23 protein-coding genes are annotated in these 24,011 nt (G+C 61.6%); 6 read left to right on the top strand and 17 right to left on the bottom strand.

What is annotated here, in order from left to right; genetic code table 11:
- The 3 genes from AC2YI2_RS08975 to AC2YI2_RS08965 all read right to left on the bottom strand — a co-directional run bounded on the left by AC2YI2_RS08975 (window position 1) and on the right by AC2YI2_RS08965 (window position 3,087).
- Window positions 1–897, bottom strand: coding sequence for a carbohydrate ABC transporter permease (locus AC2YI2_RS08975; RefSeq protein WP_487386121.1), 897 nt, complete (start codon window positions 895–897; stop codon window positions 1–3).
- Window positions 890–1,786, bottom strand: a complete 897-nt coding sequence (locus AC2YI2_RS08970) for a carbohydrate ABC transporter permease (RefSeq protein ID WP_487386120.1) — start codon at window positions 1,784–1,786, stop codon at window positions 890–892. The genes AC2YI2_RS08975 and AC2YI2_RS08970 overlap by 8 nt, the downstream gene beginning before the upstream one ends.
- A 68-nt stretch (window positions 1,787–1,854) precedes the next feature.
- Window positions 1,855–3,087 (bottom strand): ABC transporter substrate-binding protein, encoded by a 1,233-nt coding sequence (locus AC2YI2_RS08965; protein WP_487386119.1) that lies wholly within the window; start codon window positions 3,085–3,087, stop codon window positions 1,855–1,857.
- A gap of 441 nt (window positions 3,088–3,528) precedes the next feature.
- Here AC2YI2_RS08965 and AC2YI2_RS08960 point away from each other — a divergent pair, with 441 nt between their 5' ends.
- The gene (locus AC2YI2_RS08960) at window positions 3,529–4,569 is read left to right on the top strand and encodes a LacI family transcriptional regulator (RefSeq protein ID WP_487386118.1); all 1,041 of its coding nucleotides are present in this window, start codon (window positions 3,529–3,531) and stop codon (window positions 4,567–4,569) included.
- Between the two features lie 121 nt (window positions 4,570–4,690).
- On the opposite strand, the gene AC2YI2_RS08955 is transcribed toward AC2YI2_RS08960, so the two are convergent.
- The 3 genes from AC2YI2_RS08955 to gndA form a co-directional block, all read right to left on the bottom strand.
- On the bottom strand, window positions 4,691–5,527 hold the full coding sequence (locus AC2YI2_RS08955) for a helix-turn-helix transcriptional regulator (RefSeq protein WP_487386117.1): 837 nt from the start codon (window positions 5,525–5,527) through the stop codon (window positions 4,691–4,693).
- Between the two features lie 29 nt (window positions 5,528–5,556).
- Complete coding sequence (locus tag AC2YI2_RS08950) at window positions 5,557–6,096, bottom strand: YbhB/YbcL family Raf kinase inhibitor-like protein (protein ID WP_487386116.1); 540 nt, start codon at window positions 6,094–6,096, stop codon at window positions 5,557–5,559.
- Window positions 6,097–6,295: 199 nt separating this feature from the next.
- On the bottom strand, window positions 6,296–7,732 hold the full coding sequence (gndA, locus tag AC2YI2_RS08945; RefSeq protein WP_487386115.1) for an NADP-dependent phosphogluconate dehydrogenase: 1,437 nt from the start codon (window positions 7,730–7,732) through the stop codon (window positions 6,296–6,298).
- 167 nt (window positions 7,733–7,899) lie between these two features.
- On the opposite strand from gndA, the gene AC2YI2_RS08940 reads away from it, so the two are divergent.
- The gene (locus tag AC2YI2_RS08940) at window positions 7,900–8,532 is read left to right on the top strand and encodes an SRPBCC family protein (RefSeq protein WP_487386114.1); all 633 of its coding nucleotides are present in this window, start codon (window positions 7,900–7,902) and stop codon (window positions 8,530–8,532) included.
- Window positions 8,533–8,534: 2 nt separating this feature from the next.
- The gene (locus tag AC2YI2_RS08935; RefSeq protein ID WP_487386113.1) at window positions 8,535–8,864 is read left to right on the top strand and encodes an ArsR/SmtB family transcription factor; all 330 of its coding nucleotides are present in this window, start codon (window positions 8,535–8,537) and stop codon (window positions 8,862–8,864) included.
- A gap of 220 nt (window positions 8,865–9,084) precedes the next feature.
- On the opposite strand, the gene AC2YI2_RS08930 is transcribed toward AC2YI2_RS08935, so the two are convergent.
- Complete coding sequence (locus AC2YI2_RS08930) at window positions 9,085–10,005, bottom strand: glutaminase (RefSeq protein WP_487386112.1); 921 nt, start codon at window positions 10,003–10,005, stop codon at window positions 9,085–9,087.
- Window positions 10,006–10,306: 301 nt separating this feature from the next.
- Here AC2YI2_RS08930 and AC2YI2_RS08925 point away from each other — a divergent pair, with 301 nt between their 5' ends.
- Window positions 10,307–11,032 carry a Crp/Fnr family transcriptional regulator gene (locus AC2YI2_RS08925; protein WP_487386111.1) on the top strand — a complete coding sequence of 242 codons (726 nt, stop codon included), beginning with the start codon at window positions 10,307–10,309 and terminating at the stop codon, window positions 11,030–11,032.
- On the opposite strand, the gene AC2YI2_RS08920 is transcribed toward AC2YI2_RS08925, so the two are convergent.
- The 8 genes from AC2YI2_RS08920 to AC2YI2_RS08885 form a co-directional block, all read right to left on the bottom strand.
- The gene (locus AC2YI2_RS08920) at window positions 11,022–11,447 is read right to left on the bottom strand and encodes a L,D-transpeptidase (RefSeq protein ID WP_487386110.1); all 426 of its coding nucleotides are present in this window, start codon (window positions 11,445–11,447) and stop codon (window positions 11,022–11,024) included. The genes AC2YI2_RS08925 and AC2YI2_RS08920 overlap by 11 nt on opposite strands.
- A gap of 155 nt (window positions 11,448–11,602) precedes the next feature.
- Window positions 11,603–12,583, bottom strand: coding sequence for an adenosylcobinamide-phosphate synthase CbiB (gene cbiB, locus AC2YI2_RS08915; protein ID WP_487386109.1), 981 nt, complete (start codon window positions 12,581–12,583; stop codon window positions 11,603–11,605).
- Window positions 12,584–13,597 carry a threonine-phosphate decarboxylase CobD gene (cobD, locus tag AC2YI2_RS08910; RefSeq protein WP_487386352.1) on the bottom strand — a complete coding sequence of 338 codons (1,014 nt, stop codon included), beginning with the start codon at window positions 13,595–13,597 and terminating at the stop codon, window positions 12,584–12,586.
- Window positions 13,594–14,886, bottom strand: coding sequence for a cobyrinic acid a,c-diamide synthase CobB (locus AC2YI2_RS08905; RefSeq protein ID WP_487386108.1), 1,293 nt, complete (start codon window positions 14,884–14,886; stop codon window positions 13,594–13,596). The genes cobD and AC2YI2_RS08905 overlap by 4 nt, the downstream gene beginning before the upstream one ends.
- On the bottom strand, window positions 14,883–15,722 hold the full coding sequence (gene cobA, locus AC2YI2_RS08900; RefSeq protein ID WP_487386107.1) for a uroporphyrinogen-III C-methyltransferase: 840 nt from the start codon (window positions 15,720–15,722) through the stop codon (window positions 14,883–14,885). The genes AC2YI2_RS08905 and cobA overlap by 4 nt, the downstream gene beginning before the upstream one ends.
- A 134-nt stretch (window positions 15,723–15,856) precedes the next feature.
- Complete coding sequence (locus tag AC2YI2_RS08895; RefSeq protein WP_487386106.1) at window positions 15,857–16,807, bottom strand: nucleoside hydrolase; 951 nt, start codon at window positions 16,805–16,807, stop codon at window positions 15,857–15,859.
- 118 nt (window positions 16,808–16,925) lie between these two features.
- Window positions 16,926–17,309 carry a cobalamin biosynthesis protein gene (locus AC2YI2_RS08890; RefSeq protein WP_487386105.1) on the bottom strand — a complete coding sequence of 128 codons (384 nt, stop codon included), beginning with the start codon at window positions 17,307–17,309 and terminating at the stop codon, window positions 16,926–16,928.
- Between the two features lie 7 nt (window positions 17,310–17,316).
- Entirely contained in the window at window positions 17,317–18,231 is a 915-nt protein-coding gene (locus AC2YI2_RS08885; protein WP_487386104.1) for a hypothetical protein, read from the bottom strand.
- Between the two features lie 145 nt (window positions 18,232–18,376).
- On the opposite strand from AC2YI2_RS08885, the gene AC2YI2_RS08880 reads away from it, so the two are divergent.
- Both AC2YI2_RS08880 and AC2YI2_RS08875 read left to right on the top strand, forming a co-directional pair.
- Complete coding sequence (locus tag AC2YI2_RS08880; protein ID WP_487386103.1) at window positions 18,377–19,162, top strand: TSUP family transporter; 786 nt, start codon at window positions 18,377–18,379, stop codon at window positions 19,160–19,162.
- Window positions 19,163–19,223: 61 nt separating this feature from the next.
- Entirely contained in the window at window positions 19,224–19,502 is a 279-nt protein-coding gene (locus AC2YI2_RS08875; protein ID WP_487386102.1) for a type II toxin-antitoxin system ParD family antitoxin, read from the top strand.
- A gap of 156 nt (window positions 19,503–19,658) precedes the next feature.
- On the opposite strand, the gene cobO is transcribed toward AC2YI2_RS08875, so the two are convergent.
- Together cobO and cobN are read right to left on the bottom strand one after the other, a co-directional pair.
- On the bottom strand, window positions 19,659–20,291 hold the full coding sequence (gene cobO, locus AC2YI2_RS08870; protein ID WP_487386101.1) for a cob(I)yrinic acid a,c-diamide adenosyltransferase: 633 nt from the start codon (window positions 20,289–20,291) through the stop codon (window positions 19,659–19,661).
- Window positions 20,288–24,010 carry a cobaltochelatase subunit CobN gene (cobN, locus tag AC2YI2_RS08865; protein ID WP_487386100.1) on the bottom strand — a complete coding sequence of 1,241 codons (3,723 nt, stop codon included), beginning with the start codon at window positions 24,008–24,010 and terminating at the stop codon, window positions 20,288–20,290. Before cobN ends, cobO begins: the two co-directional genes overlap by 4 nt.
- Between the last annotated feature and the right edge of the window lies 1 nt (window position 24,011).

Below are 24,011 nucleotides of genomic sequence, written 5' to 3'. Positions count from 1 at the left end.
TTAACCCTTGACTGCGCCGGCGGCGATGCCACGGACGAACAGGCGTCCGGACAGGAAATAGACGATGAGAGGGACCGCGCCGGTAAGCAGCGTGGCGGCCATGTTGACGTTGTATTCCTTCACGCCCTGCACCGAATTGACGATATTGTTGAGCTGAACCGTCATCGGATAATAGTCGGGCTTGGTGTAGACGACGCCGAACAGGAAGTCGTTCCAGATACCCGTGACCTGCAGGATGATGGCGACCACGAAGATCGGCAGCGACATCGGCAGCATGATGCGGAAATAGATCTGCCAGAATCCTGCGCCGTCAATGCGCGCCGCCTTAAACAGCTCCTCCGGCAGCGACACGAAGTAGTTGCGGAACAGCAGGGTCAGGATCGGCATGCCGAAGATGGAGTGCACGATGACGAGGCCGCTGACGCTGCCGTAAAGGCCCATTTCACGCAGGATGATGACCAGCGGATAGAGCATCACTTGATAAGGGATGAAGGCGCCGAAGATCAGGATCGTGAAGAAGATTTCCGATCCCTTGAACTTCCAGTTCACCAGAGCATAGCCATTCACCGAAGCGATTGCGATCGACAGGATCACCGACGGTACCAGGATACGGACGGAATTCCAGAAGCCACGCGAAAGACCGTCGCAGTTGAGCCCGGTGCAAGCCGTCGCCCAGGCCTTTACCCAAGGTTCGAAGGTGATTTCTACCGGTGGGGCGAAGATATTGCCGATCCGGATTTCCGGCATGCCCTTCAGCGATGTGACCATCATCACCCAGAGCGGCAGCAGGTAGTACATGCTGACCAGGATCAGGAGGCCGTAGAGGATGATATTGCGCGGGGAGAGAACTGGCCGAGGTTTGGCACCCCGCGGGCCGGACATTGCCTGATCAACCATTGTTCCGCCTCCCGCCGAATTCCAAATAGGCCCAAGGGATCAGAACGATCAGGACCGTGAGCAGCATCATCGTGGAGGCTGCGAAACCCTGCCCCAGATTCTGGGCCTGGAACATGTAGTCATAGACATACTTGGCGGGAACTTCCGACGCATTGCCGGGTCCACCCGAAGTCTGTGCCACGACAAGATCGTAGAGCTTGACGATACCCGACGCGATGAGAACCAGCGCCGTGATAAAAACCGGCCGCATCATCGGGATGACGATGAAGAGATATGTCCGCCACCGCGGAATGCCATCGACCCGCGAGGCCTTCCAGATATCCTCGTCGATGCCGCGCAGACCGGCCAGCATGATGCACATGACGAAGCCCGTGCCCTGCCAGAGGCCCGCGATTAGGATACCGTAGATGACGATTTCCTTGTCGTAGAGCGGATTGAAGGTGAAGCTTGCCCAGCCAAGGCTCCGTACGATCGCCTGGACGCCGAATTCCGGGTTCAGGATCCATTGCCAGACCAGACCGGTGACGATGAACGACAGCGCGAAGGGGTAGAGCATGATCGTGCGGAACGTGTCTTCGAAACGGATCTTCTGATCCATCAGCACGGCAAGCAGGAAGCCGATAACGATGGTGAAAATCAGCGACAACGCGCCGTAGATGAAGATGTTCTCGATGGAGATCAGCCAGCGGCTGGTGCCCCAGAGACGTGTATACTGCGCGAGGCCGACGAAATCCAAGCGTGGCAGCAGTTTCGAATTCGTGAATGAATAGACAACCGTCCAGATCGTTCCGCCAAGGAAGACCACGAGTGTCGTGAAGATCATCGGAAGCGCCGCGATCTTGCCGTTGAGATTGCGGAACAGCCGCGAGGGCCGCGTGGCATGCGCCATGAATAGTCCTCCCTGCAAGATGACTGCCCGGGGTCATCCCCCGGGCAGCAATGAACTCGACGAACGGATCAGCCGCCGCTCTTCAGGTTCTCAACCCACTTGGCCTGGGCATCTTCAGGGGTCATTTCAGACTTGAAGAACTCAACGAGCAAGTCTTCGTTCTGCTTCTGCACATCCGGCGACCAGACCTGGTCGCCCGACGGAACGATGTTGCCGCCGGCGAGGATCTCGAGACCCTGCTTCATGCAATCGTTGGCGGTGGACATGTCGATGTCGCCGCGGATCGGCAGGGAGCCCTTCTTGAGGTTGAAGGCGACCTGGACCTGCTTGGACACCATGAGGGCAGCCAGTTCCTTCTGCGCCTTTTCCTTCTCCGGATCATTCAGCTTCGGGAAGTAGAAGGCGTCACCGCCGGTCGAGAGGTACTTGTTCAGGCCGAGACCCGGAAGGCATGTATAATCCTTGCCGGCCACTTCGTTGGCAACCTGGAATTCACCCTGCGCCCAGTCACCCATGATCTGGCCACCGGCCTGGTCGGAGATGACGAGGTTGGTCGCCTGGTTCCAATCCTGAACGTTGGACTTGGCAGCGAGCTTGCGGACTTCGGCGGCAGCCTGGAAGACCTTGGCGATCTCGGGGCCGCCGGCAACGTCCATGTTCTTTTCGACGTTCACCTTCTTCCAGGTATCGAGACCTGCGACGGCGACAGTCAGCGCGCCGAAAGCCAGGTTCGACTGCCAGGGCTGGTTGCCGAGCGCGAGCGGGATCTTGCCAGCCTTTTCGAGGGCCGGCGCAGCCGCAACGAACTCATTCCAGTTCTTCGGAACCGGCACGCCAGCGTCTTCGAAGGCCTTGTTGGAGAGCCACAGCCATTCGGGCGAATGGATGTTGACCGGTACGCAATAGATCTTGCCGTCGACCGTGCAGGAATCAAGCAGGCTGGCAGGATGAATGATTTCCTTCCATTTATCGCGCTCGGCGATGTCGCTCAGGTCGAGCATCAGCCCGGCCTTGACGAGTTCGAGTGCCTGCTGGCCGTGGTTGAACTGGGTGGCGGCCATCGGGTCGCCGCCGGTGATGCGGCTGATCATGATCGGACGGGCCGTGCCGCCGCCGCCGGCGATTGCGCCGTCGATCCATTTGTTGCCGGTCGCATCGAAAGCCTTGGCGAGTTCGGCCACGGCGGCAGCCTCACCGCCAGACGTCCACCAATGCGTTACTTCTAGATCGACGGCGTGGGCAGTCCCCGTGCAAAATGCCACGGAAGCCGCAAGCGCGGCCGCAAAAAAACGAGCCTTCATGAGTTCTCCTCCCTCAGAGAAACGTTCACTGAAACGTTGCCGGAAAAACTTATGCGAATTGAACTTGGCACGCAACGGGGCAACAGAAAATTTCTTCATTTGTAATGAACTACAACCTGAGGGCGCATATACGCAGGAAAAAATTCTCTAAATCGGTTTAAATTCACTCTGCCTTATCCACACCTCATTTTTCCTCAAAGCCCGCATATCTCAGGCCCTTGAAATGTTTTAAATTATTTTGAGATGCGAAATAATGTTCGCAGGCGCAAAATTTTTTCGCAGTGCGCTTTATTGCACCGCAGGATAGAAATCTGGAAACAGGTCGCAAATATCGCTCGACTTTTCTCCTGTATCGTTACAGATTTTTCCAGTTCCTGTGGAGGAGAGTGGTGTCTGGCTCGAATCTGCCTTAGACATCCGGCACATATGGGGAACGGAGAAATGAGAAGCACCGCACCGGTGGCTCTGGGGCTGCCGATGGGCGAGCGCCCGACGCTGAAGACCATCGCATTCATGACAGGCCTTGGCGTCACCACGGTTTCGCGAGCGCTCAAGGACGCGCCCGACATCAGCCAGGAGACCAAGGAACGCGTGCGTCTGGTCGCAACCCAGATCGGCTATCACCCGAACCGCGCCGGCGTGCGCCTTCGCACCGGCAAGACAAATGTCATCAGTCTCATCCTCAATATCGATGAAGAACTGATGGGCCTCACCTCGCACATCGTCTATGGCATTTCCGAGGTCCTCGCCTCCACGAACTACCATCTGATCGTCACGCCCTACAGCCGCGATCGTGATCCGATCCTTCCCGTGCGCTATATTCTGGACACCGGCTCAGCCGATGGCGTGATCCTGTCCTCGATCGAGCCGCAGGATCCTCGGGTAAAACTGCTGATCGAGCGCAACCTGCCCTTCGCCACACATGGCCGAACGGAATTCGGTGTCGCCCACCCATACCATGACTTCGACAATGAGGCCTATGCCTACGAGGCTGTGCGCCGCCTCGCCGAGCGCGGCCGCCGCCACATCGCGATCCTCGAGCCGTCCCCGCGCTTCACTTTCTACTACCACATGCATGCAGGCTTCACGGCCGGTTTGCGGGATTTCGGCTGCGAGCAGGTCCCTATCAGGGATGCGACAGTGCATGATCCGCTCCAGGTCGTCTACCAGGCGGCGATGGCCCTGTTGCGGGATCACCCCGAAACCGACGGCATCATCTGCGGATCGAGCTCCGGCGCCGTGGCGATCTCCTCCGCTATTGCCGCAACCGGCCGCCAGGTCGGCCGCGATATCGACATGATCTCCAAGCAGCCGGCCGACCTCATGCGCTTCATCAGGCCGGAAATTATGTCCGTCTTCGAGGATATCCGCCTCGCAGGCCGGGAGCTCGCCAAGGCCGTCATTGGCCGCATCGATGGGCTGGCCCCTGAAGAGCTGCAAAGCATCTTCAAGCCGGACGGCCAGCTGGTGTTCCAGCACTGAGGGGGAGCGGTGCGCTGGCCGCGCCGATGTCAACTTTCAACAGGCCTATTGCGGCCCGCGGCTTCTGTCGTGGGCTTTCTCGCAGTGACCGGCGCCGCCGACACCAACAAAAGGCCTGATCTCACTCCGCCGCAAGCTGCTGCGCCGTTTGCCTTTGCCCACGCACCGCCGTGGGCGGAAAGCCGAAACGACTGCGAAAGCGGATCGCAAACCGGCTCTGGGATTCGAAGCCGGCGCTCGCCGCGATGGCCGAGACCGGCATGTTGGAAGATTGCAGCAGCTGCATTGCATGCGTCATGCGGATATCAGTCAGCACTTCGCGCAGACTGGCACCCTCCTCCTGCAGTCGACGGCGAAGCGTCGCCTCGCTGACGCCGAGCTGCCCGGCGATCTCCGGGCCCGTCCAGTCGTGATCCAGCCGTCGCCCGGCGAGCCGGCGGATGCGCGCCGCATAACTGTCCGGCAGGAGCAGCGAGAAATGCGCACCGAAGGCACCGAGCCAGGCGAGCAGTTCGGTGACCCGATGGCGCACGACGACATCAGGCAAGTCGCCATCGTCCTGCAGCGCGAGCACCGCATTCTCGAACGCGTCTGACAGTCCGGGACTCATCCTCCCTAGAAACCGGGCCGGCGCCACCGGCTGCGCGCCTTCCGGTTCGCCGAACGCGGCAATGGCAGCCGGATCAATCACGAGCCAGCGGGCCTCGTAATCACCGTCCTCCGCCGGGATATTCTCGAAGTCGAAGACTTGGCCCTGGGCGATGGCGATCGCCTCGCCCGCCTCCAGCTCGAAAGCATAGTTCGGAGACTGAATGACCTTCCGTCCACGCCTGACGATGATGATCATCGGCAGCGTCGTGGTGAGCGACGTGAAGTTCAGGCGCGTCGCCTGGGTGATGTGGCCGGTCGCGCCGATCCCTGGCCGTTCAGCTACCATGTGCCGGTATTGCGCATCCATCGCGACCGCCCTCCTTTGCGCGAAACCTATCAGCGGCCGCCCTTGGCGACAACGCTGGCTTCGGCGAGCTTGTTCATGTTCGACATGAAGCCGACAAGCGCCGGTGACGCATTGTCAGGCAGTTCGAGCTTGGCGACTTTGAGCGCCTTGACCGTAATCCGGTATTCATGCGTCTCGCCCGGCGGCGGGCAGGCGCCGAGGAAGCCGGGCGCGCTCATATCGGTGTTGGTCATATGTGCCCCATCCGGCAGCGCGGACGCATCGTTGCCGGCACCCTCCCGGAGCGACGAGGCGTCTGCAGGAATGTCGACGACCACCCAGTGCCAGAAGCCGGAGCCGGTTGGTGCATCCTTGTCATAGAGGGTGACGACGAAGCTCTTGGTGCCCTCAGGCGCACCCGACCACTGGACAACCGGCGAGACATTACCGCCCGTGCAGCCCATACCAGCGGCAAACTGCGCAGGCTTGAGCGTGCCGTCGGCAAAGGCCGGAACCTCGACCTTGAAGTCCGACGCCAGGGCGGCCGACGGCAGACTCAAAATGGCAAGAACGGCGAGCAAGCGTTTCATTTCATTCTCCTTTCATGCAAACGATGAAAGAAGCCTATAAAGCAAGAGCGCGGGCCTCTATGCCCGCGCTCGTCAGTTTTGGTGCCGAAACGATCAGCTTCGTTCGCCGCCTCGGGCCAATCCCATCCAGGCCTTTGCATGGTCGGGCGCATTGGCCAGGAATATCTGAAGCGCGCTCGAAATCTTCATCCTCGTCGCCTCAAGCGAAATCGGCGAGGCCACTGCCCCAAGGACCGTGATGCTTGTCGACGCCATCAAGACGGTCGAAACCATGCGCACCGAAGAAATCGCGCTGGGCCTGGATCAGGTTGGCCGTCCCTCGACCGCGGCGATAGCTGTCGAAATAGCCGAGTGCCGAAGCGAGCGCCGGGGCCGCGAGGCCATTCAAGGTGGCCGTAGAGACAACGCGGCGCAGCGCGCTGTCGGTTTCCTTGACCAAAGAGGCGAACGCCGGGGTAATGACGAGATTGTCGGCGTCCGGCATGGCGCGGAAAGCCGAGGTGATGTCGTCAAGGAACTGCGAGCGGATGATGCAACCGGCGCGCCAGATCTGGGCAATTGTCGGCATCGGCAACTTCCAGCCGAATTCCTTGGAGGCCTCGGCCATGACGGCAAAACCTTGGGCGTAGGCGCCGATCTTGCCGGCAAGCAGCGCCAGTTCGAGGTCCGCAATCAGCTGATTGCGGTCGATCGACTTGATCTGGTCCGCCGATGGCAGGCCCAGAACCTTCTCGGCATTCTCACGCTGGGTCTTGAAAGAGGACAACGAGCGGGCGGCAACGGCGGCCTCGATGCCGGTTGCCGGCACACCCATGTTCTGCGCCTCGATCGCCGACCACTTGCCGGTGCCCTTCTGGCCCGCCTTGTCGACGATCATGTCGACCATCGCCTTGCCGGTAATGGGATCGCTCTTGCTCAGTACGAGCTCTGAGATCTCGATGAGATAGGATTCAAGCCGGCCCTTGTTCCATTTGCCGAAGATGTCGGAGCACTCCTTGGCCGACAGACCGAGGCCATCACGCAGGATGCCGTAGATTTCGGCAATCATTTGCATGTCGGCATATTCGATGCCGTTATGGATCGTCTTGACGAAGTGCCCTGCCCCGTTCTCGCCGAGCCAGGCGCAGCAATCCTCGCCCTTGAACTTTGCCGAGATCGAGGTCAGGACCTTCTCGACACGCTTGTAGCTCGCCTCGGCGCCGCCGACCATGATCGACGGTCCGTGGCGCGCGCCCTCCTCGCCGCCCGACACACCCATGCCGATGAAGGTCAGGCCGGTGCCGTCGAGATCCTTGAAGCGGCGGATCGTGTCACGGAAATTGGCATTGCCCGCATCGATGATGATGTCGCCGCCGGATAGATCTTTCTTGAGGCCTTCGATCACCTGGTCGACCGGCGCACCGGCCTGCACCATGATGATGACGGGCCGCGGCGGACGGATGGAAGCGACAAACTCTTCCATCGTCTTGCAGGGAATGATTCGATCGCGCAGCTCGCCGGCTTCGGCATAGAACGTGTCGGTCTTATCAGGACTGCGATTGAAGACGGCGATGCGGTTGCCCTTTTCCGCGATATTGAGCGCCAGATTCGAGCCCATCACAGCAAGTCCGATCAGACCGATTTCCGCCTGTTCCACGCCGCGTCTCCCTTTGTCTTCAATATGATGATTTTGGCGGGACTATAGGCGCGGCCCGCAACCGTAAGCAAGGCACTATCATCGCCCTTCGGCGACAAAAACATACAGGCATTGACTTATATAAGTCCTGACTTATAACAAGGCGACAAGCAAAAGGGAGAGAGCCAATGGAGAACCTCGTCCACCATCTCGGTGCCGTTATCCGGAGCGTCAAGACCGTGGATCGCGACGGCAGGCCGGCAACGGCGGTGATCGCCATGCGCAGCTATGACACCGATATCGACGACCTCTGGAATGCGCTCACATCAGCGGACAGAATCCCACGCTGGTTCATGCCGATCGAAGGCGATCTCCGCCTCGGCGGCCGCTACCAGCTCAAGGGCAACGCCGGCGGCATCGTCACCGGCTGCGAGCCGCCCAGGCAGCTTGCGGTCACATGGGAATATGCCGGCGACACATCCTGGGTTCAGGTTACGCTCGAGGCCGAAACCAGTATGCGCACCCGCCTCATGCTCGAACACACGGCCCATGTGCCGAAGGAGTTCTGGGACCAATATGGCCCTGGCGCCGTCGGAGTCGGCTGGGACCTCGGCCTTTTGGGGCTTGCACTGCATATCGACACCGGCGCTTCCAACCCGCCCGAAGAGAGCGCGGCGTGGATGGCGTCGGACGACGGCAAGACCTATGTGCGGGGCAGCAGCGACGATTGGCGTGAAGCGGTCATTGTGAATGGCGCCGATCCGCGCTGGGCAGCCGAGGCAGCCGAGCGGACCCGCAAATTCTACACGGGCGAGGCCTAGCGATGCACGCCTTCGATGTCCTTGGAGATCCTGTCCGGCGGCGGATCCTAGAAATCATCGGCGCCGGGGAAAAATCGTCCGGCGATGTCGTCACCGTCATCCAGCAGGAGTTCGGCATCACCCAGGCCGCCGTCTCGCAGCATCTCAGGGTGCTGCGCGATTGCGGCTTCGCGACCGTCCGCCCCGACGGCGCGCGCCGTCTCTATAGCCTGGATCCGGAACCATTCCGCGGGGTCGATCAATGGCTCGACCAGTTCCGCCGCTTCTGGGCCCACAAACTCGAAGCGCTGGCGACGGAGGTGGCGCGGGGCAGACGCGAACGGTCCGAGTAAAGCAGGAAATGCCAGTATGCGGGGCTGGCATTGCCCTTCTTGCTGTGAGGGATACGTGCCAGAACAGGATCTCGAAAAATTCGGCTTCGATGAGTCGATGCTGCCGTCGGCACCCTCGACATTCAGAACAATGCCGTCACACTCATGATCAGTTTGCACGTGGCTGAATCCGGCGCCCTGAAGGATCAGTTCACCCTGATAGGTCGGCCTATTGACGGGCCTAGCCGAAAATCGACCAGCCAGTCCTCTTGGCGAGACTTTCGAGCGCACGCGTTCCCGTCGCAGAATTGCCGTTGGCGTTGAGGCCGGGAGACCAGACGGCGATCGCCGCCTTGCCGGGTGCAATTGCGAGAATGCCGCCGCCGACGCCGCTCTTGCCGGGCAGCCCGACGCGGAAGGCAAAATCGCCTGACGCGTCGTAATGGCCGCAGGTCAGCATCAGCGCATTGATGCGCCGCGCCCGTTCGGACGACACGACCGAATGACCCGAGGCGAGCCGCCCACGATTGGCGAGAAACAGACCGGCCTTGGCGAGCTGCACGCAGCTCATCGACAGGGCGCATTGGTGAAAGTAGACACCAAGCGTCTTCTCTACCGGATTGCGGATGTTGGAAAAGGCGAACATGTAATTCGCGAGCGCCGCATTGCGGAAACCGGTCTGCTGCTCCGAGCGCGCCACTTCGCGATCGATGATCACAGTATCGTCGCTGGCGATATGGCGCATGAAGCTCAGGACCTCGCCCAGGGTCTCCCGCGGCTCGTGGCCGGACAGCAGCGTGTCGGCGACCACGATCGCGCCGGCATTGATGAACGGGTTGCGTGGAATGCCATGCTCCTGTTCGAGCTGGACGATGGAGTTGAAGGGCGTCCCGGAGGGCTCGCGCCCGACCCGCTTCCACAGCCCCTCGCCCACCCGGCCGAGCGCCAGCGTCAAGGTGAAGACCTTGGACACGCTCTGGATCGAAAACGCCTCCTCCGCGTCGCCGCGGATGAACACCTCACCCTCGACCGTAACGACAGCTATGCCGAATTTCGACGGGTCCACCTTGGCGAGTGCCGGGATGTAGTCGGCCACCTTGCCCTCGCCGATATGACTCGACACGTCGGCGTAGACGCCTTCCAGTACCGCTTCCAGATCCATCCGTACCTTCCGATGTGGAACCCGTTCCCGCGCTACCGGTTAGCCCATTCAACACCAAACCGAAAGAGCGCATCATCGTCCTCATGCAATCCAGCCCATCGCGCACAGGATTAACATAATGTGAACATCTGTCATATCAGGGCAGTTGTTTTCCCGGATCGCGCTCTAGAAAGATGTACAATGTTATGTGCGCCTCCCCATTTCTTGCGATTTATCATGGCTTCAACAAATACTAATCTCAAAGCTGGAGAGTCTGCGGCAGCCGAGTCGCGGAGAAACATAGACCGGTGGACGGAAATACATGGCGGCTGCAGTTCAACGCATCAGCGACGAAGGCGCTCCATCGCGTTGCCGCGACTGTATTTCCCGACGTGAAGGTTTTTGCGCTGGTCTTACCGGAGCAGAGCTCGCCAAAATGCATCCTTATGTGGTTCGTAAGCGCTTGCCGGCCGGCGAGCAGATCATGACACAGGGTGTCTTGAACTCGTCCTATGTGCATGTGCTCGACGGCACGGTCAAACTGACGGCAACACTCAACGATGGCGCCGAACAGATCGTGGGTCTGCGTTTTTCGGGCGACTTTATCGGCCAGCGCTTTGCTCACGAGATAACCTTCACGGCCGAGACGGCCACCTCAGTCGAATATTGCCGGGTCTCGAAGACGGCACTCGACCGGCTCGCCGATTCCAACACCGACGTTGCCCATCTCATGCATCGGCTGGTCTCGACCGAGTTAGAGGAGACGCGGGAACTGATGCTGGCGCTTTCACAGCGTGACGCCCGGCAGCGCGTGGCTGGGCTGCTTTATCGCATTGGCCAGCGCCAGTCGACATCAACGCAAATCGCCCGCATAGAGCTTCCCCTGTCGCGGGCGGAAATCGGAAGCTATCTCGGCCTCACCGTCGAGACCATCAGCCGCCAACTAGGCGGACTGAAACGCGACGGCCTAATCTCGATCGAGCGCAAGACGCACATCACGATCAACAGCATGGGCGAACTGGCCATTGCGGCCGGCATCACCGCGTGATGACGACCTTCGTGTTCTTCAGACCGTATTTCTGAGCCAAGCTGAAGAAGGTCGCCGCGTTGCTTGGATGCAGGCGGACGCAACCGTGCGAGGCCGGGCGGCCCAGGCGCTTCACGTCGAACGTGGCATGCACCGCATATCCACCCTTGAAGAAGATCGCATAGGGCATCGGTGCATTGTCGTATTTGCGCGAGCGATGATGGCGGGACGCCCAATAGGCACGATAGCTGCCGGTCGGCGTACTATATCCGCGGCGCGCCGTGGAGACCTTCCACTTGTACAGGACAACACCGTTCTGCGTCACGGTCATGGTCTGGGATGAGAGCGAGATCTTCGCAGTAACGGTTCCCGCCTCGGCAATGGAATAGAAGCTGAACGCAAACAAGGCCATCGCGGCCATAAAGAACTTCCGCATGATGCACTTCCCCTGATTCTTGGCGCGCAAGAGTGCGCCACCAACGTCTCATCGATACATAGACTGGATTGATCAGAAAGGCGTTAATCGGCCTGGTTAATCGAACTCAAACGCAACGCAAGGTTAATATGCACCAATATGTCCCATCGATACGATCAGATCATGATCTCGATGGCAAGGCCCGAAACGATGACAAGGACAGTCAGCACAGTACACGCCGCCCAAAATACTTCGATCGCCAGATCAACATCGGTCGGGCCGATATTCTTACGCCCGGCTGAATTCTGCATCGGCTCCATGACCTGCTCGCCGGCATAGACGCGCGGGCCGGCAAGCGCGATGTCGAGGGCACCCGCCATAGCCGATTCCGGCCAGCCGGAATTGGGCGAGCGGTGCAGACCGTGATCGCGCAATGCGACGCTCACCGATTTGCGCGCCGACGGACGCCCGCGCCTGAACCAGGCGGCGAGCGTGATGAACAGCGCCGAGAGCCGTGCCGCCGGCCAGTTCGCGAGATCATCGAGCCGCGCCGAGGCCCAGCCGAACTCGCGATAGCGCGGCGTCCTGTGGCCGATCATCGAATCCGCCGTATTGAGCATCTTGTAGGCCAGGAGCCCGGGCAGACCGAACAGCGCATAATAGAAGGCCGGCGCCACCACGCCGTCGGAATAGTTTTCCGCCAGGCTTTCGATCGACGCGCGGCATACGCCGGCGCGGTCGAGCAGGTTCGGGTCACGACCCACGATCATCGAAACCGCCTTGCGGCCGCCCGCAATCCCCTCCCTGCGCAGTCCCTCACCGACGGCGAAGACGTGATCAGCGAGGCTCTTCTGCGCGAGCAGCACGGCGACAATGACGATTTCAATCAAGATACCAAACAGCCCGGCATAGGAAAGCAGCCGTGACATCAGGAATCCGACCAGCACGCTGCCGATGAGCAGCGCCAGGATCGCCATCATGCCGTAGGCGCGGCGGTCGCGATCGTTGAGCCCCTTGCGATTGAAATGCTTCTCGAAAAACGAAACCGCCCGCCCGAACAGGACGACCGGATGCGGCACGCGCTGCCACGCATTTTCAGGATCGCCCACCGCGCGATCGACGACGAGGGCGAAAAAAAGCACATAAAGCGTGTACATTCAGTACCCTGATGAGGCGATCGCTTGCGCGAGCCGCCGGTCCCCCTGTTCGTCTGGCGTCAGCCCGATCCTGAGCCAGCCCCCGGCATAATCGAACCTGCGCACCAATATATGCGAGCGCCCCAGATGTTCATAGAGGTGCCCGGCGCGGGAATGCCGAACAAGCTTGAAGAGATCCGTGCCACCGATGATGTCGAGCCCGGCACCCGAAAGCACCGTCTCGAGCGCCAGTGCACGCTCTGCAATCCTGGCGGCGAAAGCCCTGCTGTCGCGCCGCAGCAGGTGGTTCGCGATATGCAGCGCCGGCCCCGAGACCGGCCAAGGACCGAGTTCGGCGGCGATGGCGTCGAGCGTAGCGGGGACGGCGAAGACGAAGCCAAGCCGGATGCCGGCAAGACCGAAGAACTTGCCGAAGGACCGGCTAACGGTGATGCCCTCAGTCATTGCAGCATGGCCTGAAATCGAAAGCTCGCCCGGGCCATCGCAAAAAGCCTCATCGACGTGAAGGTGCGTGCCCTGGGCTCGCAGGCGCTCGGCCAGCGCAACCAGGTCGTCGCGTCGAAATGTCCGGCCTGTCGGATTATTCGGATTGACCACGATGACCGCGCCATGATCGGAGCGAAGCCCGTCGAGGTCAGCGATTTCCTCGACGACGAAGCCGGTACGGCGAAAGCAATGCGCATATTCGCCATAGGTCGGCGAGAGAATCGCGACTGGGCGCTCCGATAGAACAAGCTTCGGCAAAAGCTGGATCAGCGCCTGCGTGCCGGGAACGACAAGCGGCAACCGCTTGGGTCCAACGCCCGCGCCGACATACCAATCCCACGCCGCCTCCCGCACAGCCATTTCCAGATCCCGATCCGGCAACCGGTTCCATGCTCGCTGCGGAATCTCCGGCAATTCCGCCATTTCCGGATTGATGCCAGTAGACAGATCCAGCCAGTCCTCCGGCGATCCGCCATAGGTTGCCATCGCCGCCGCGAGGCCGCCGCCGTGGAAGACACCAGCCATCAGGCCGTCGCTCCGGCAAGATCGATCAGATGCATATAGGAGCCGGATACATTGTCCCTTGCCAGGCCAGCGAGCCCCACGACCTCACCGGCAGCATCAACGGCATCAAAGAGCCGCTCCGCCTGCCCCTCATGCACGACCGTGGAATAGTGGAACTCATGGGCATTAAGCCGCATGCCGGCGAACGGCCCGGCAAGCGCGTTGAGCCGTCGATAGCCGAGATGCCGCTTTCGCGCCGCAAAGCTCGTCGTCAGCGGCAGAAGCCCAAGCATCGGCCACTCGGTGCCTGACGCATCGACAAGCGCCTCACCCAGAGTCATGTAGCCACCGCACTCGCCATAGATCACCTTGCCGGCGCCAGCCGCATCCTGCATCCCTGCGCGGAACCCCGCAGCAGCACTCAGGCGACCTGCATGAAGTTCCGGATACCCGCCCGGCAGGAAAATCGCGCCGGCACCATCGTCCGGCCGCTCATCCGCCAGAGGAGAGAAGAAGGAGAGGCTCGCCCCCTCAGCCCGCCAACCCTCCATCAAATGCGGATAGGTGAAGGCAAAAGCCTGGTCGCGGGCAATGGCGATATGATTGCCCAGCGGCGGCACGAGGCAATCGGGCCGCAAAACGCGTTCAGCCTGGCGCGTCGACAATGCAGCCAGCGCCTCGAGATCACAGGTCTCGGATACGATATCGGCCGCATGGTTCATGAAGGCTTCGATGCCATCGATCTCCTGCGCCAGCACCAGCCCGAGATGCCGCTCCGGCAGTCCCAGCAGTTTGTCCTGCCTGATCATGCCGAAGATCGGCACTGAGAGCCCGGAAAGACCCGCAAGCAGCATGGACTCATGTCGCGCGCTGCCGACCTTGTTGAGGATCAGCCCGGCAATGCGGATCTCGGGATCATGCGACAGGAACCCGCGCACCATCGCACCCACGGAATGCGAGAGCCGCGCGCAATCGACCACCAGCACGACCGAAAGCCCGAGCAGTTTGGCAAGGCTCGCAGGCGAGCCGGTATGGTCGGCGGCGCCGTCGAACAGGCCCATCATTGCCTCGATGACGAAAGGCCCCTCTCCCGCCGCCTGATGTGCCAGCAGTTCCGGCCGCATCGCCCAGGGATCATAGTTCAGGCAAGTCCGTCCGCAGGCAATGGCATGGAATGCCGGGTCGACATAGTCGGGACCGGCCTTGCCTGGTGTGACTGCAACGCCGCGCCGGCTGAGCGCCCGAAGCAAGCCAAGCGTCACCGTCGTCTTGCCAGAACCCGAAGATGGCGCCGCGATCAGGAGACCGTTCATGCCCGGTCCCTGAGACCGTCGGTGCCAAGCGGATCGGCGACCAGATTTCGACCTGCAAGCGCGCCGAGCCAGTCAAGTCCCTGCCTGAGCCGCACCACCTCGCCGACGACGACGATCGCGGGCGGTTCCAGTCCGGCGGCAGCGACGTCTTCCACGGCACTGCCAAGCCTTGTCTCGAGCACCTTCTGCTCCCCGGTCGAAGCATTGCAGACGAAAGCGACGGGCTCTGAAGCCGCGCGTCCCGCGTCCATCAGCCTGCGGGCGATCTCGCCGATATGCTTCATCGCCATATACATGACGATCACGGGAGAACCCTTGGCGATCGACGGCCAGTCGATGCGATCCGGTACGAGGCCCGAGGAATCATGGCCTGTGAGAAATGTCACCACGTGGGTGATCTGGCGATGCGTGACGGGAATGCCGGCATAGGCCAAGCCACCAATGCCGGCGGTAACGCCAGGCACGATGCGGAACCCGATCCCGTGGTTGACCAGCGTCAATGCCTCTTCGCCGCCGCGACCGAAAACGAAGGGATCGCCGCCTTTGAGCCTGAGCACGCGCTTGCCCGCGCGCGCCAGTTCCACGAGCCGAAGAGAAATATCGCGCTGCTTCGGCGACGGCTTGCCGCCACGCTTGCCCGCATATTCGAGCGTCACGCCGGCGTTCGCCAGCTTCAGGCAGCTCTCATCGACCAGAGCATCGTAGACGACGACATCCGCCTCCCGGAGCGCCTTGACGGCAAGCAGCGTCAACAGCCCGGGATCGCCGGGACCGGCACCGGTCAGCCAGACCGTGCCGGGCTCGAAAACCGGCAGTTCGCTGAAGAATTCTTCCATCGTCATTTCCTATGCCCGCGCCGGCGCAAAGGCAATCGGCAACACCCGTCTAAGACTAGGCGAGCACCACGGTTATGGACCTTCGGAAAGCGGCAAACGCTTTGTCGCGTACGCGCCATGAACCGAGGCGAGCCTCACTGACGAACCAGCGTATCCTTGACGAGCTTCATCACGGCATCGGCCCTGACGCCCGTGCAAACGAGCTGGCTCGGCTTGTCGTCCCATTCGCTCGGTCCGAAGCGTTGGCCATCCGGCCGCTGGATCGTCTTGCCTTCGCCGATACCGGTGGTGAGGACCCGCACCGGACCCGAGCGGGTGGTGAAAAGCTCGCGCGCCACCAGATAGACGCAGGCGCAGGTATCGTGCACCACCATGCTATCGACCACTTCGCCATTGTAGAAATCGATATAGAACTGCGAAAGCCGGTCGAGCAACTGCATCGGCTCGCCGCCCTGCTTGCCGAGTTCGGCGAGTTCGGCACGTGACATCACGGTCTTGAGCGTTACATCGAGGCCGACAACGACGACCTTCCAGGGCGCGATCATGATGTAATCGGCCGCTTCCGGGTCGCCATGGATGTTGGCTTCGGCTGCCGGATTGACATTGCCCGGCACGTCGACCGCGCCGCCCATGATGATGACTTCCTTGACCAGGCCGGCGATTTCCGGCGCGGCCTTCAGCGCATTGGCGAGGTTGGTCATGCGGCCGACCGCGACGAGAACGACCTCGCCCGGATTGGCCTTCACAGTATCGATGATGAACTGATGCGCCGGACGCGGATCGAGCTCGATGTCGACGACATCGGGCACGCCGATATTGCCAAGGCCATCGTCGCCATGGATATGCGCCGGAAACGGGTGCGTCCGCCTGTTCGGCTCGAACTGCTCGGCCGAACCCTTGGCGATCGGCGCAGACAGGTTCCACTGCTGCTTGAGATACTGCGCATTGCGGGTGGTCGTCTCGATCGAGGCATTGCCGAAGGCGGTGGTGATGCCGATCAGGTCGATATCAGGGTGGCGCTCCAGAAAGAGCAAAGCCATGGCATCATCGACGCCCGGATCGGTGTCGAAAATCACTTTATGCATGGGAATCCCGTCCAGTTCTTTATTGTTATCGCTCGTCGCGCGGCATGCCGCACGAGGTGAACCGACCTTTGACAAAGCCAGCATCAAAATGCCAGCAATTTTTCGGAAGGCTCAGGATTCAGCCTGTCGCAGCGACAGCGATGGTCACGCCACCGTCCTTGGTCTTGCCGACCAGCAGGCTCGCCCCGGCACCTGCAGCGGCAAGCGCTGCAGCTTCGGCGACGCCATGGCAGCCGATGCGTTCGAAGAGGCTATCTGATGGATTCATCAGCCGTGGCGTCTCGCGCTCCAGGCGCGCCGCATCGAACACGACGACAGGCACACCAAGATACCCGGCCACGCCCTGGACGGCGATATGTTCCGCCCGGCCGAAAATCGTCGCGATTGCCACCGGCCGCGCGTCTTCGAGCGGACCAGTCAGGATCTTCTCGACAAGCGTCACCGCCTCGCGCGCGGAGGCCGTTTCCGTGACGCCGATGCCGATCACCACGGTCCGTGCCATTCTGGCCTCACAAGGTAGGAGTGGGTGCCGCCGCCTTGATCGCCTCGATATCAGCCTTGTAGCGGGCCGTCATCTGCTTGGCGGTCTCGGGGTCGAACTTGATCTTCTCCGAACGCGAAAAGCGCTCGAAAGGCAGGAGAAAGTAGCGCCTGCCGATATGCTGGATGGACTTCTTCGACTTCTGCGACCAGCCGATCCGCTCGGAAATCGCGTTCCAGCGGCGGTAGGCATTGACCATGCCCCTGCCGATCGAAGTGTTCTTGTTGGGCGGATTACGGCCGGCCTCGCCGAGCGCTTCCATGATCTCAGGGAAGGCCCGGCAGAAAACGCCATGGGCATCCTTTACCAGAGCGGCATGGTCGAAGACCTGCACACGCTCGGTGCCGAAATATTTCCGGAGCGCCGCCACCGCCGGCGCCCAGCTGGCGCGATCGAGATTATAGGCCTTGGTGAAGCGATCGAAGTCCATCTCATTGCCCATGCGGACCTGCTGGACATACCAGGACGGCAGGAAGCCCGCGAAGTCGCGGATGAAGTAGCGCACCTCGACGTCGTAGCCTTCGAGCGCCTCGGCCATCAGACGAGCGGAATCGTCCGCCTTGGGCAGGAAGGTCTTATTGCCCTTGATCGCCGGCTTGCCGAGCAGGCCCTCATTCGAGATCAGCATCGTATGTGCACCGCTTTCGGCGAACAGCTTCTCGATGAGCTTGCGGACCTGCTTGACTTCCTTCTTGCGGTTCCCCTCGCCCTTGAGGTTCGAGAGCACGATGCGGATGTCGTCTTCTTCCCGCTTCTTGCGCGACACGGCGGGGTAATAGAAGCCCGCCTTCAGCATCCGCTCCCTATTGTCATAGAGCATGTGCTGGAAGCTGGTGGAGCCGGTCTTGGGGGCTCCGCAATGGAGAATGATCTTGCGGGACATCGCTTGGCCTGCGGCACATGGTGCCAATCGTCTGAATTCGGCAGGAGGATTGGCATTTGCATCCCCGCCGCGTCAAGGTAAAAGCGGTCCGGCATCCGCGCATGCCATCTAGGCCGGGGTGCTGCACTCTCGAATCGAGCCCGCCTTGCCTGAAATTACCCTCTACATTCTCACGCTGCTTTTCCTTGCCGCCTTCGTTGCCGGTTTCGTCGACTCGATCGCCGGCGGGGGGGCGTTGATTACCGTACCCTCCTTGCTGCTTGCAGGTTTCCCGCCCATTGAGATGCTCGGGACCAACAAGCTGCAATCTGTGTTTGGTTCGGGTTCGGCAACGCTCGCCTATGCCCGCGGCGGTCATGTCGATCTGAAATCTCAGCTTTCAATGGCAACCATGTCCGCTCTCGGCTCGGCGGTCGGCGCGATGATGACGACCCTCGTTCCCGGCGACATACTGAAAGCCCTGCTGCCGATCCTGCTGATTGTCATCGCACTCTACTTCTTGCTGAAACCGAATCTGGGTGATGCAGACAAGCATCAGCGCATGACGCCTTTCCTTTTCGGCCTCACGCTCGTGCCTCTGATCGGCTTCTACGACGGCATCTTCGGTCCCGGCACCGGCTCGTTCTTTATGCTCGCCTTCGTCACTCTCCTCGGTTTCGGCATGCTAAAGGCCACGGCACACACCAAGATGCTGAACTTCGCCTCAAATATCGGCGCTCTCGCGGTCTTTGCCTTTTCCGGAGTCATTCATTGGAAAGCCGGCCTTGTGATGGGCGTCGGCCAATTTCTCGGCGCGCAGGCGGGTTCACGCCTCGCCATGCGGTCGGGCACGAGGATCATTCGCCCGCTGCTCGTGATCGGCTGCGTTGCGCTCGCCACTCGCCTGCTTGCCGATCCGGCCAACCCGCTTCGGCTCTGGCTCGGCGTTTGACGTGCCAGCTACGCTCCAGCCTCCTATGTTTTCTTGCCTGCAGAAGAAGAGGAGTCTGATAATGGCTGCCAGCAACCTGAGCCTCGGCGCTCACTGGGACCGTTTCATCGACAAGCAGGTGGCCACCGGCCGATATAGCACGGCCGACGAAGTTATCCGCGAGGCGCTGCGCTCGCTCGAGGCCCGGGAAGCCAAGCTGTCTTTGCTGATCGCCCATCTCGAAGCAGGCGATGCCTCTCTGGACGACCTGCCTTTCGTCGAAGACCTCTCGCTCGAGCGCCTGATCGAGGATCTCGACGCAGAACTCGAATCGGACGTGCCCTCCGGTCGCCGGCACTGAGCGTACGCGGTTTCCAGCTCTAATGATCCGCCTCGCGCGTGGGGCGATCGCCCAGCATTTCGATGATCGTCCATTCAGCGGCAGCCCTGAGCAGTGGCCGACAAGCATCACTTCCCATTCATGCTTGAGCCACGTCAGCCGCTCAATTGGCCGGTCCTAGAACTCGACGCCTTTCTGACCTTTGATCCCGGACCGGAATGGATGCTTGATCAACTCCATTTCGGTCACAAGATCGGCAATCTCGATCAGCTCGTCCTTGACGTTGCGGCCGGTCAGCACGACATGGCACATCGGCGGCTTTTCGGTCTGAAGAAACGAAATCACCTCGGCGACGTCGATATAGTCGTAGCGCAGCGCGATATTGATCTCGTCGAGCAGCACCATGCTCTTCTCGCCTGACGCGATCAGTTCCTTGGCCTTGCCCCATGCCGCCTGCGCCGACGCGACATCCCGCACACGATCCTGCGTCTCCCAGGTAAAGCCCTCGCCCATCGTGTGGAACTCGCAAAGATCGGAAAAGTGGCGGTCGATCAGCTCGCGCTCACCCGTTGCCATCGCGCCCTTGATGAACTGCACCACCGCACAGGGCATGCCATGGGCGATATGCCGGAAAATCATGCCGAAACCGGCCGTGGACTTGCCCTTCCCCTTGCCGGTATGGACGATGACCAGACCCTTCTCGCCGGTCTTGGTGGCCATGATCTTATCCCGCGCGGCCTTCTTCTTGGCCATCTTCTCGGCATGCCTGGTATCGTCATGGACGACGGTTTCGGTGGAGTCTTCGGTCACTTTGCTATTCCTTCCCTGGCCATCTGAGCCAATTCCTCCAGCTCGAACCGCGCCGAGTTCGACCGCGGCGTCCAGAGGTTTCGGCGCTCGGCCTCGATGAATGATCGGGCGATTTCGCGCAATGCAGGCGCGTTCTTCTCGGCCAGAAAGTCGCGGACTGCGTCATCGGCCAAAAATGCCTGATACGCAGCCTCGAAATGATGATCCTTCACGGCCCCCGTCGTGGCCGCGAAGGCGAACATCAGGTCCACCGTCGCCGCTATTTCAGATGCGCCCTTGTAACCGTGGCGCATCACGCCAGAAATCCATTTCGGATTGGTCACCCGTCCGCGCATCACCCGGGAAATCTCTTCCTCGAGCGTGCGGATGACGGGCTTTTCGACGCGCGAGAGGTCGTTGTGATAGATCGTCGGCCGCGCGCCTGAGAGATGTTCCGCCGCCGCCGCCATGCCGCCCTCGAACTGGTAATATTCGTCGGAATCGAGCAGGTCGTGCTCGCGATTGTCCTGGTTCTGCACCACCGCCTGGATCGACTTGATGCGCTCGGCAAACACCGACCGCACAGCCTCGCCCTCGGCACCATTGCCATAAGCGTAGGCGCCCCAATCAAGGAAGGCCTCGGCCAGCGCGTCACGATCCTGCCAGATGCCTTCATCGATCAGGGTTTGCAAGCCTGCACCGTAGGTGCCCGGCATCGAACCGAAGACCCGATGACCGGCCTCGCGCTTGCCATGCGCCTCGGCGTCCCGCTTCATCCGCGCCGCAATCGGGTTATCGCCCTCGTCCTCATCGAGCGCGCCGATGGCGCGCACCGCCTTGTCGAACAGTGTGATCTGCTCGGGAAAAGCATCGCGGAAAAAGCCCGACACCCGGAGCGTCACATCGACCCGCGGACGGCCGAGCGTCGCCATGGGCGTGATCTCGTAGCCGGTCACCCGTGCCGACCCCATGTCCCAGACGGGCTTGGCGCCGATCAGCGCCAGCGCCTGGGCAATGTCGTCGCCGCCGCTGCGCATATTCGCGGTGCCCCAGGCGGTGATGCCGAAAGAGGTCGGCCAGTCGCCATGGTCCTGTACGTAACGTGTCACCAGCAGTTCCGCCGACTTCCGCCCCAGCTCCCAGGCCGTCGGGGTCGGCACCGAGCGCGTATCGACCGAATAGAAATTCTTCCCCGTCGGCAGCACATCCGGCCGCCCCCGTGTCGGCGCGCCGGACGGGCCGGGCGCCACGAAGCGACCGGCGAGGCCAGTCATCAGGGCCGCGATTTCCGCGGGACCGCATTCGACGATCGACGGCTTCAGGCGAGTCTCGATCTCGTCCATCACCAGCCGCGTCTGCGTCCATTCAGCCGGTAGCGAGAGCTCACCCGAGACCAGGCGCACCGCCAGCACTTCGATGCGCTCGACGGCGTCAGCGTTCGTGCGCCAAAGAGCTTCCGAGAGATCGGCGAGCATCTCGGGCCTCGATCCGGTCCACGGCACTGCCATTTCGCAATCGAGGGGATCAATCGCGAACCCAAGATCAGCCGCAATCGCGCGCTGCAGGCTCTGCCCCCGCCCCTCGCCATCGCCGCGCGGCGACCGCGCCAGTGCCACCGTCAGGTCCGTCAGCAGCCGCCCTTCGGGAGACACGCCAAATACATGCAGCCCGTCGCGGATCTGCATCTCCTTGAGGTCGCAGAGCCAGGCATCAAGCTTCTGCAATGCGTCATCCTCGTCGAGCCCGGCAATGCCGACATCCGTGCCAAGACCGGTATCGCCAGCAAGCTCGAGAATTTGCTTCGTGAGCAACCTCAGACGCCGCGGATCGGTCCCCTGCGCCTGGTAGTATTCGTCCACCAGCGCCTCGAGATCCTTGAGGTAGCCATAGCTCTCGGCCCGCGTCAGCGGCGGCGTCAGGTGATCGATAATGACGGCGGAGGCGCGACGCTTCGCCTGCGTGCCCTCGCCGGGATCGTTGACGATGAACGGATAAAGATGCGGAGTCGGGCCGAACACCGCCTCCGGATAGCAGCCGTCGGAAAGCGCCATCGCCTTGCCCGGCAGCCACTCCATGTTGCCGTGCTTGCCCATGTGAATCACGGCATCGGCCCGGAATTCGCGGCGCAGGTAGGCATAGAAGGCGAGATAGCCATGCGGCGGCGGCAGGTCCGGCGAGTGATAGGTCTCCTTCGGGTCGATATTGTAGCCGCGCGCCGGCTGTATGCCGGTCATGACATTGCCGAAACGCGCGAGCGAAAGCGCAAAGGCTCCCTCGTGGAAGAACGGATCGCCTTCGGGCGCACCCCAGCGGGCAGCGACCCCTTGCTGAATCCGAATAGGAAGGCACTCGAAGAAAGCCTTGTAATCACTGAGCGAAAGCGTCTCTCGGATCACCCGTCCATCGGTCGCGGCATTGGTCGGGCCTTCCATCAGATGCGCAATCAGCGCGTCACCACCTTCCGGCAGATCACCAGTCACATAGCCCGCATCACGCATGGCCTTGAGCACCTCAAGCGACCCTGCTGGCGTGTCGAGCCCGACCCCGTTGCCAAGCCGCCCGTCGCGGTTCGGATAATTGGCGAGGATCAGGGCGACCCGCTTGTCCGAATTGTTGAGATGCCGCAGCCGCGCCCAGGCAGCCGCGAGATCTGCGACGAAGGCGACGCGGTCCGCCGCCGGCTCGGGCGTGACGATATTGACCTCGGATTTCTCGTCAAACCGCGCCGCGCGCTTGAAGGATACCGCCCGCGTCAGCACGCGCCCATCGACTTCAGGCAGTGCCACATTCATCGCGAGGTCGCGCGACGCAAGCCCAAGGCTCGACGCCTCCCAGCTCTCGCGCGTCGAACCGGAGAAGATCACCTGGAATACTTGCGCGCCGGTCTCGTCGAGCACCGTGCCCGTCTGGGCCGCGCCAGGCGAGACGACGGCGAAGCTGGTCGAATTCAGCACTATGTCGGGCGAAAGCCTGCCGAAAAGATCGCGTATCAGCCCTGCAGAGAAGGGTTCCTTGAGGCTGGAGACGAAGATCGGCAGCACGCGCAGGCCCCGCGCTGCGAGCGCCTCGATCAATGCCTCGACGGGCTGCGTCTGGCCACTCTGGACGAGCGCACGGTAGAAGGTGATGACAGCGAGCGGTTTTCCACTTGGTAAAGACCCCGCGCACGACTGCTTCCAAGCGTCGACCCCAATCACCCCCCTGCCCGGCCACCAGATCCCGGCCTTGGCCAGTGTCTCCGCCGCGTCGGGCCGCGCGCCATCCGACACTAGCGCCTCAGCCATATCGGCCAGGCGCGCCATATTCGTCTCGCCACCTTCGACCAGATAGGACCAGAGTTGCGCCCGGTCCCCGGCAGCAACGGTCGACCACGGATCCAGCCCTACATCGGGCCGGTCATCGCCCGGCAGCACAGCCAGCTGGAAGCCATGCGCCTTTGCAGCCGCCATCAGCGCTTCGATCAGATAGGAGAAGTAGCTGACGCCACCCAGCGCGCGCAGCACGACGAGCTTGGCATGCCGCGCCGTCTTGTCGATCCACATATCGATCGACATCGGATGCTTGAGGCTCGCGAGATTGACCAGCCGCCAGCGCGTCTCGCCGCGATTGGCGAAAGCCGCGACACTGGCAATCTCGGTATCGGCAGCAGACAGGAACAGGATATCGCCAGGCGACTGGCCGAGATCGAACGCCTCGTCGCCATCAGATATCGAACCTTTTTGGGCGAGAAGGAGGTGCATG

The organism is Rhizobium sp. SRI_017, assembly GCF_057586295.1.
This window is presented reverse-complemented; position numbering and strand designations above follow the sequence as displayed.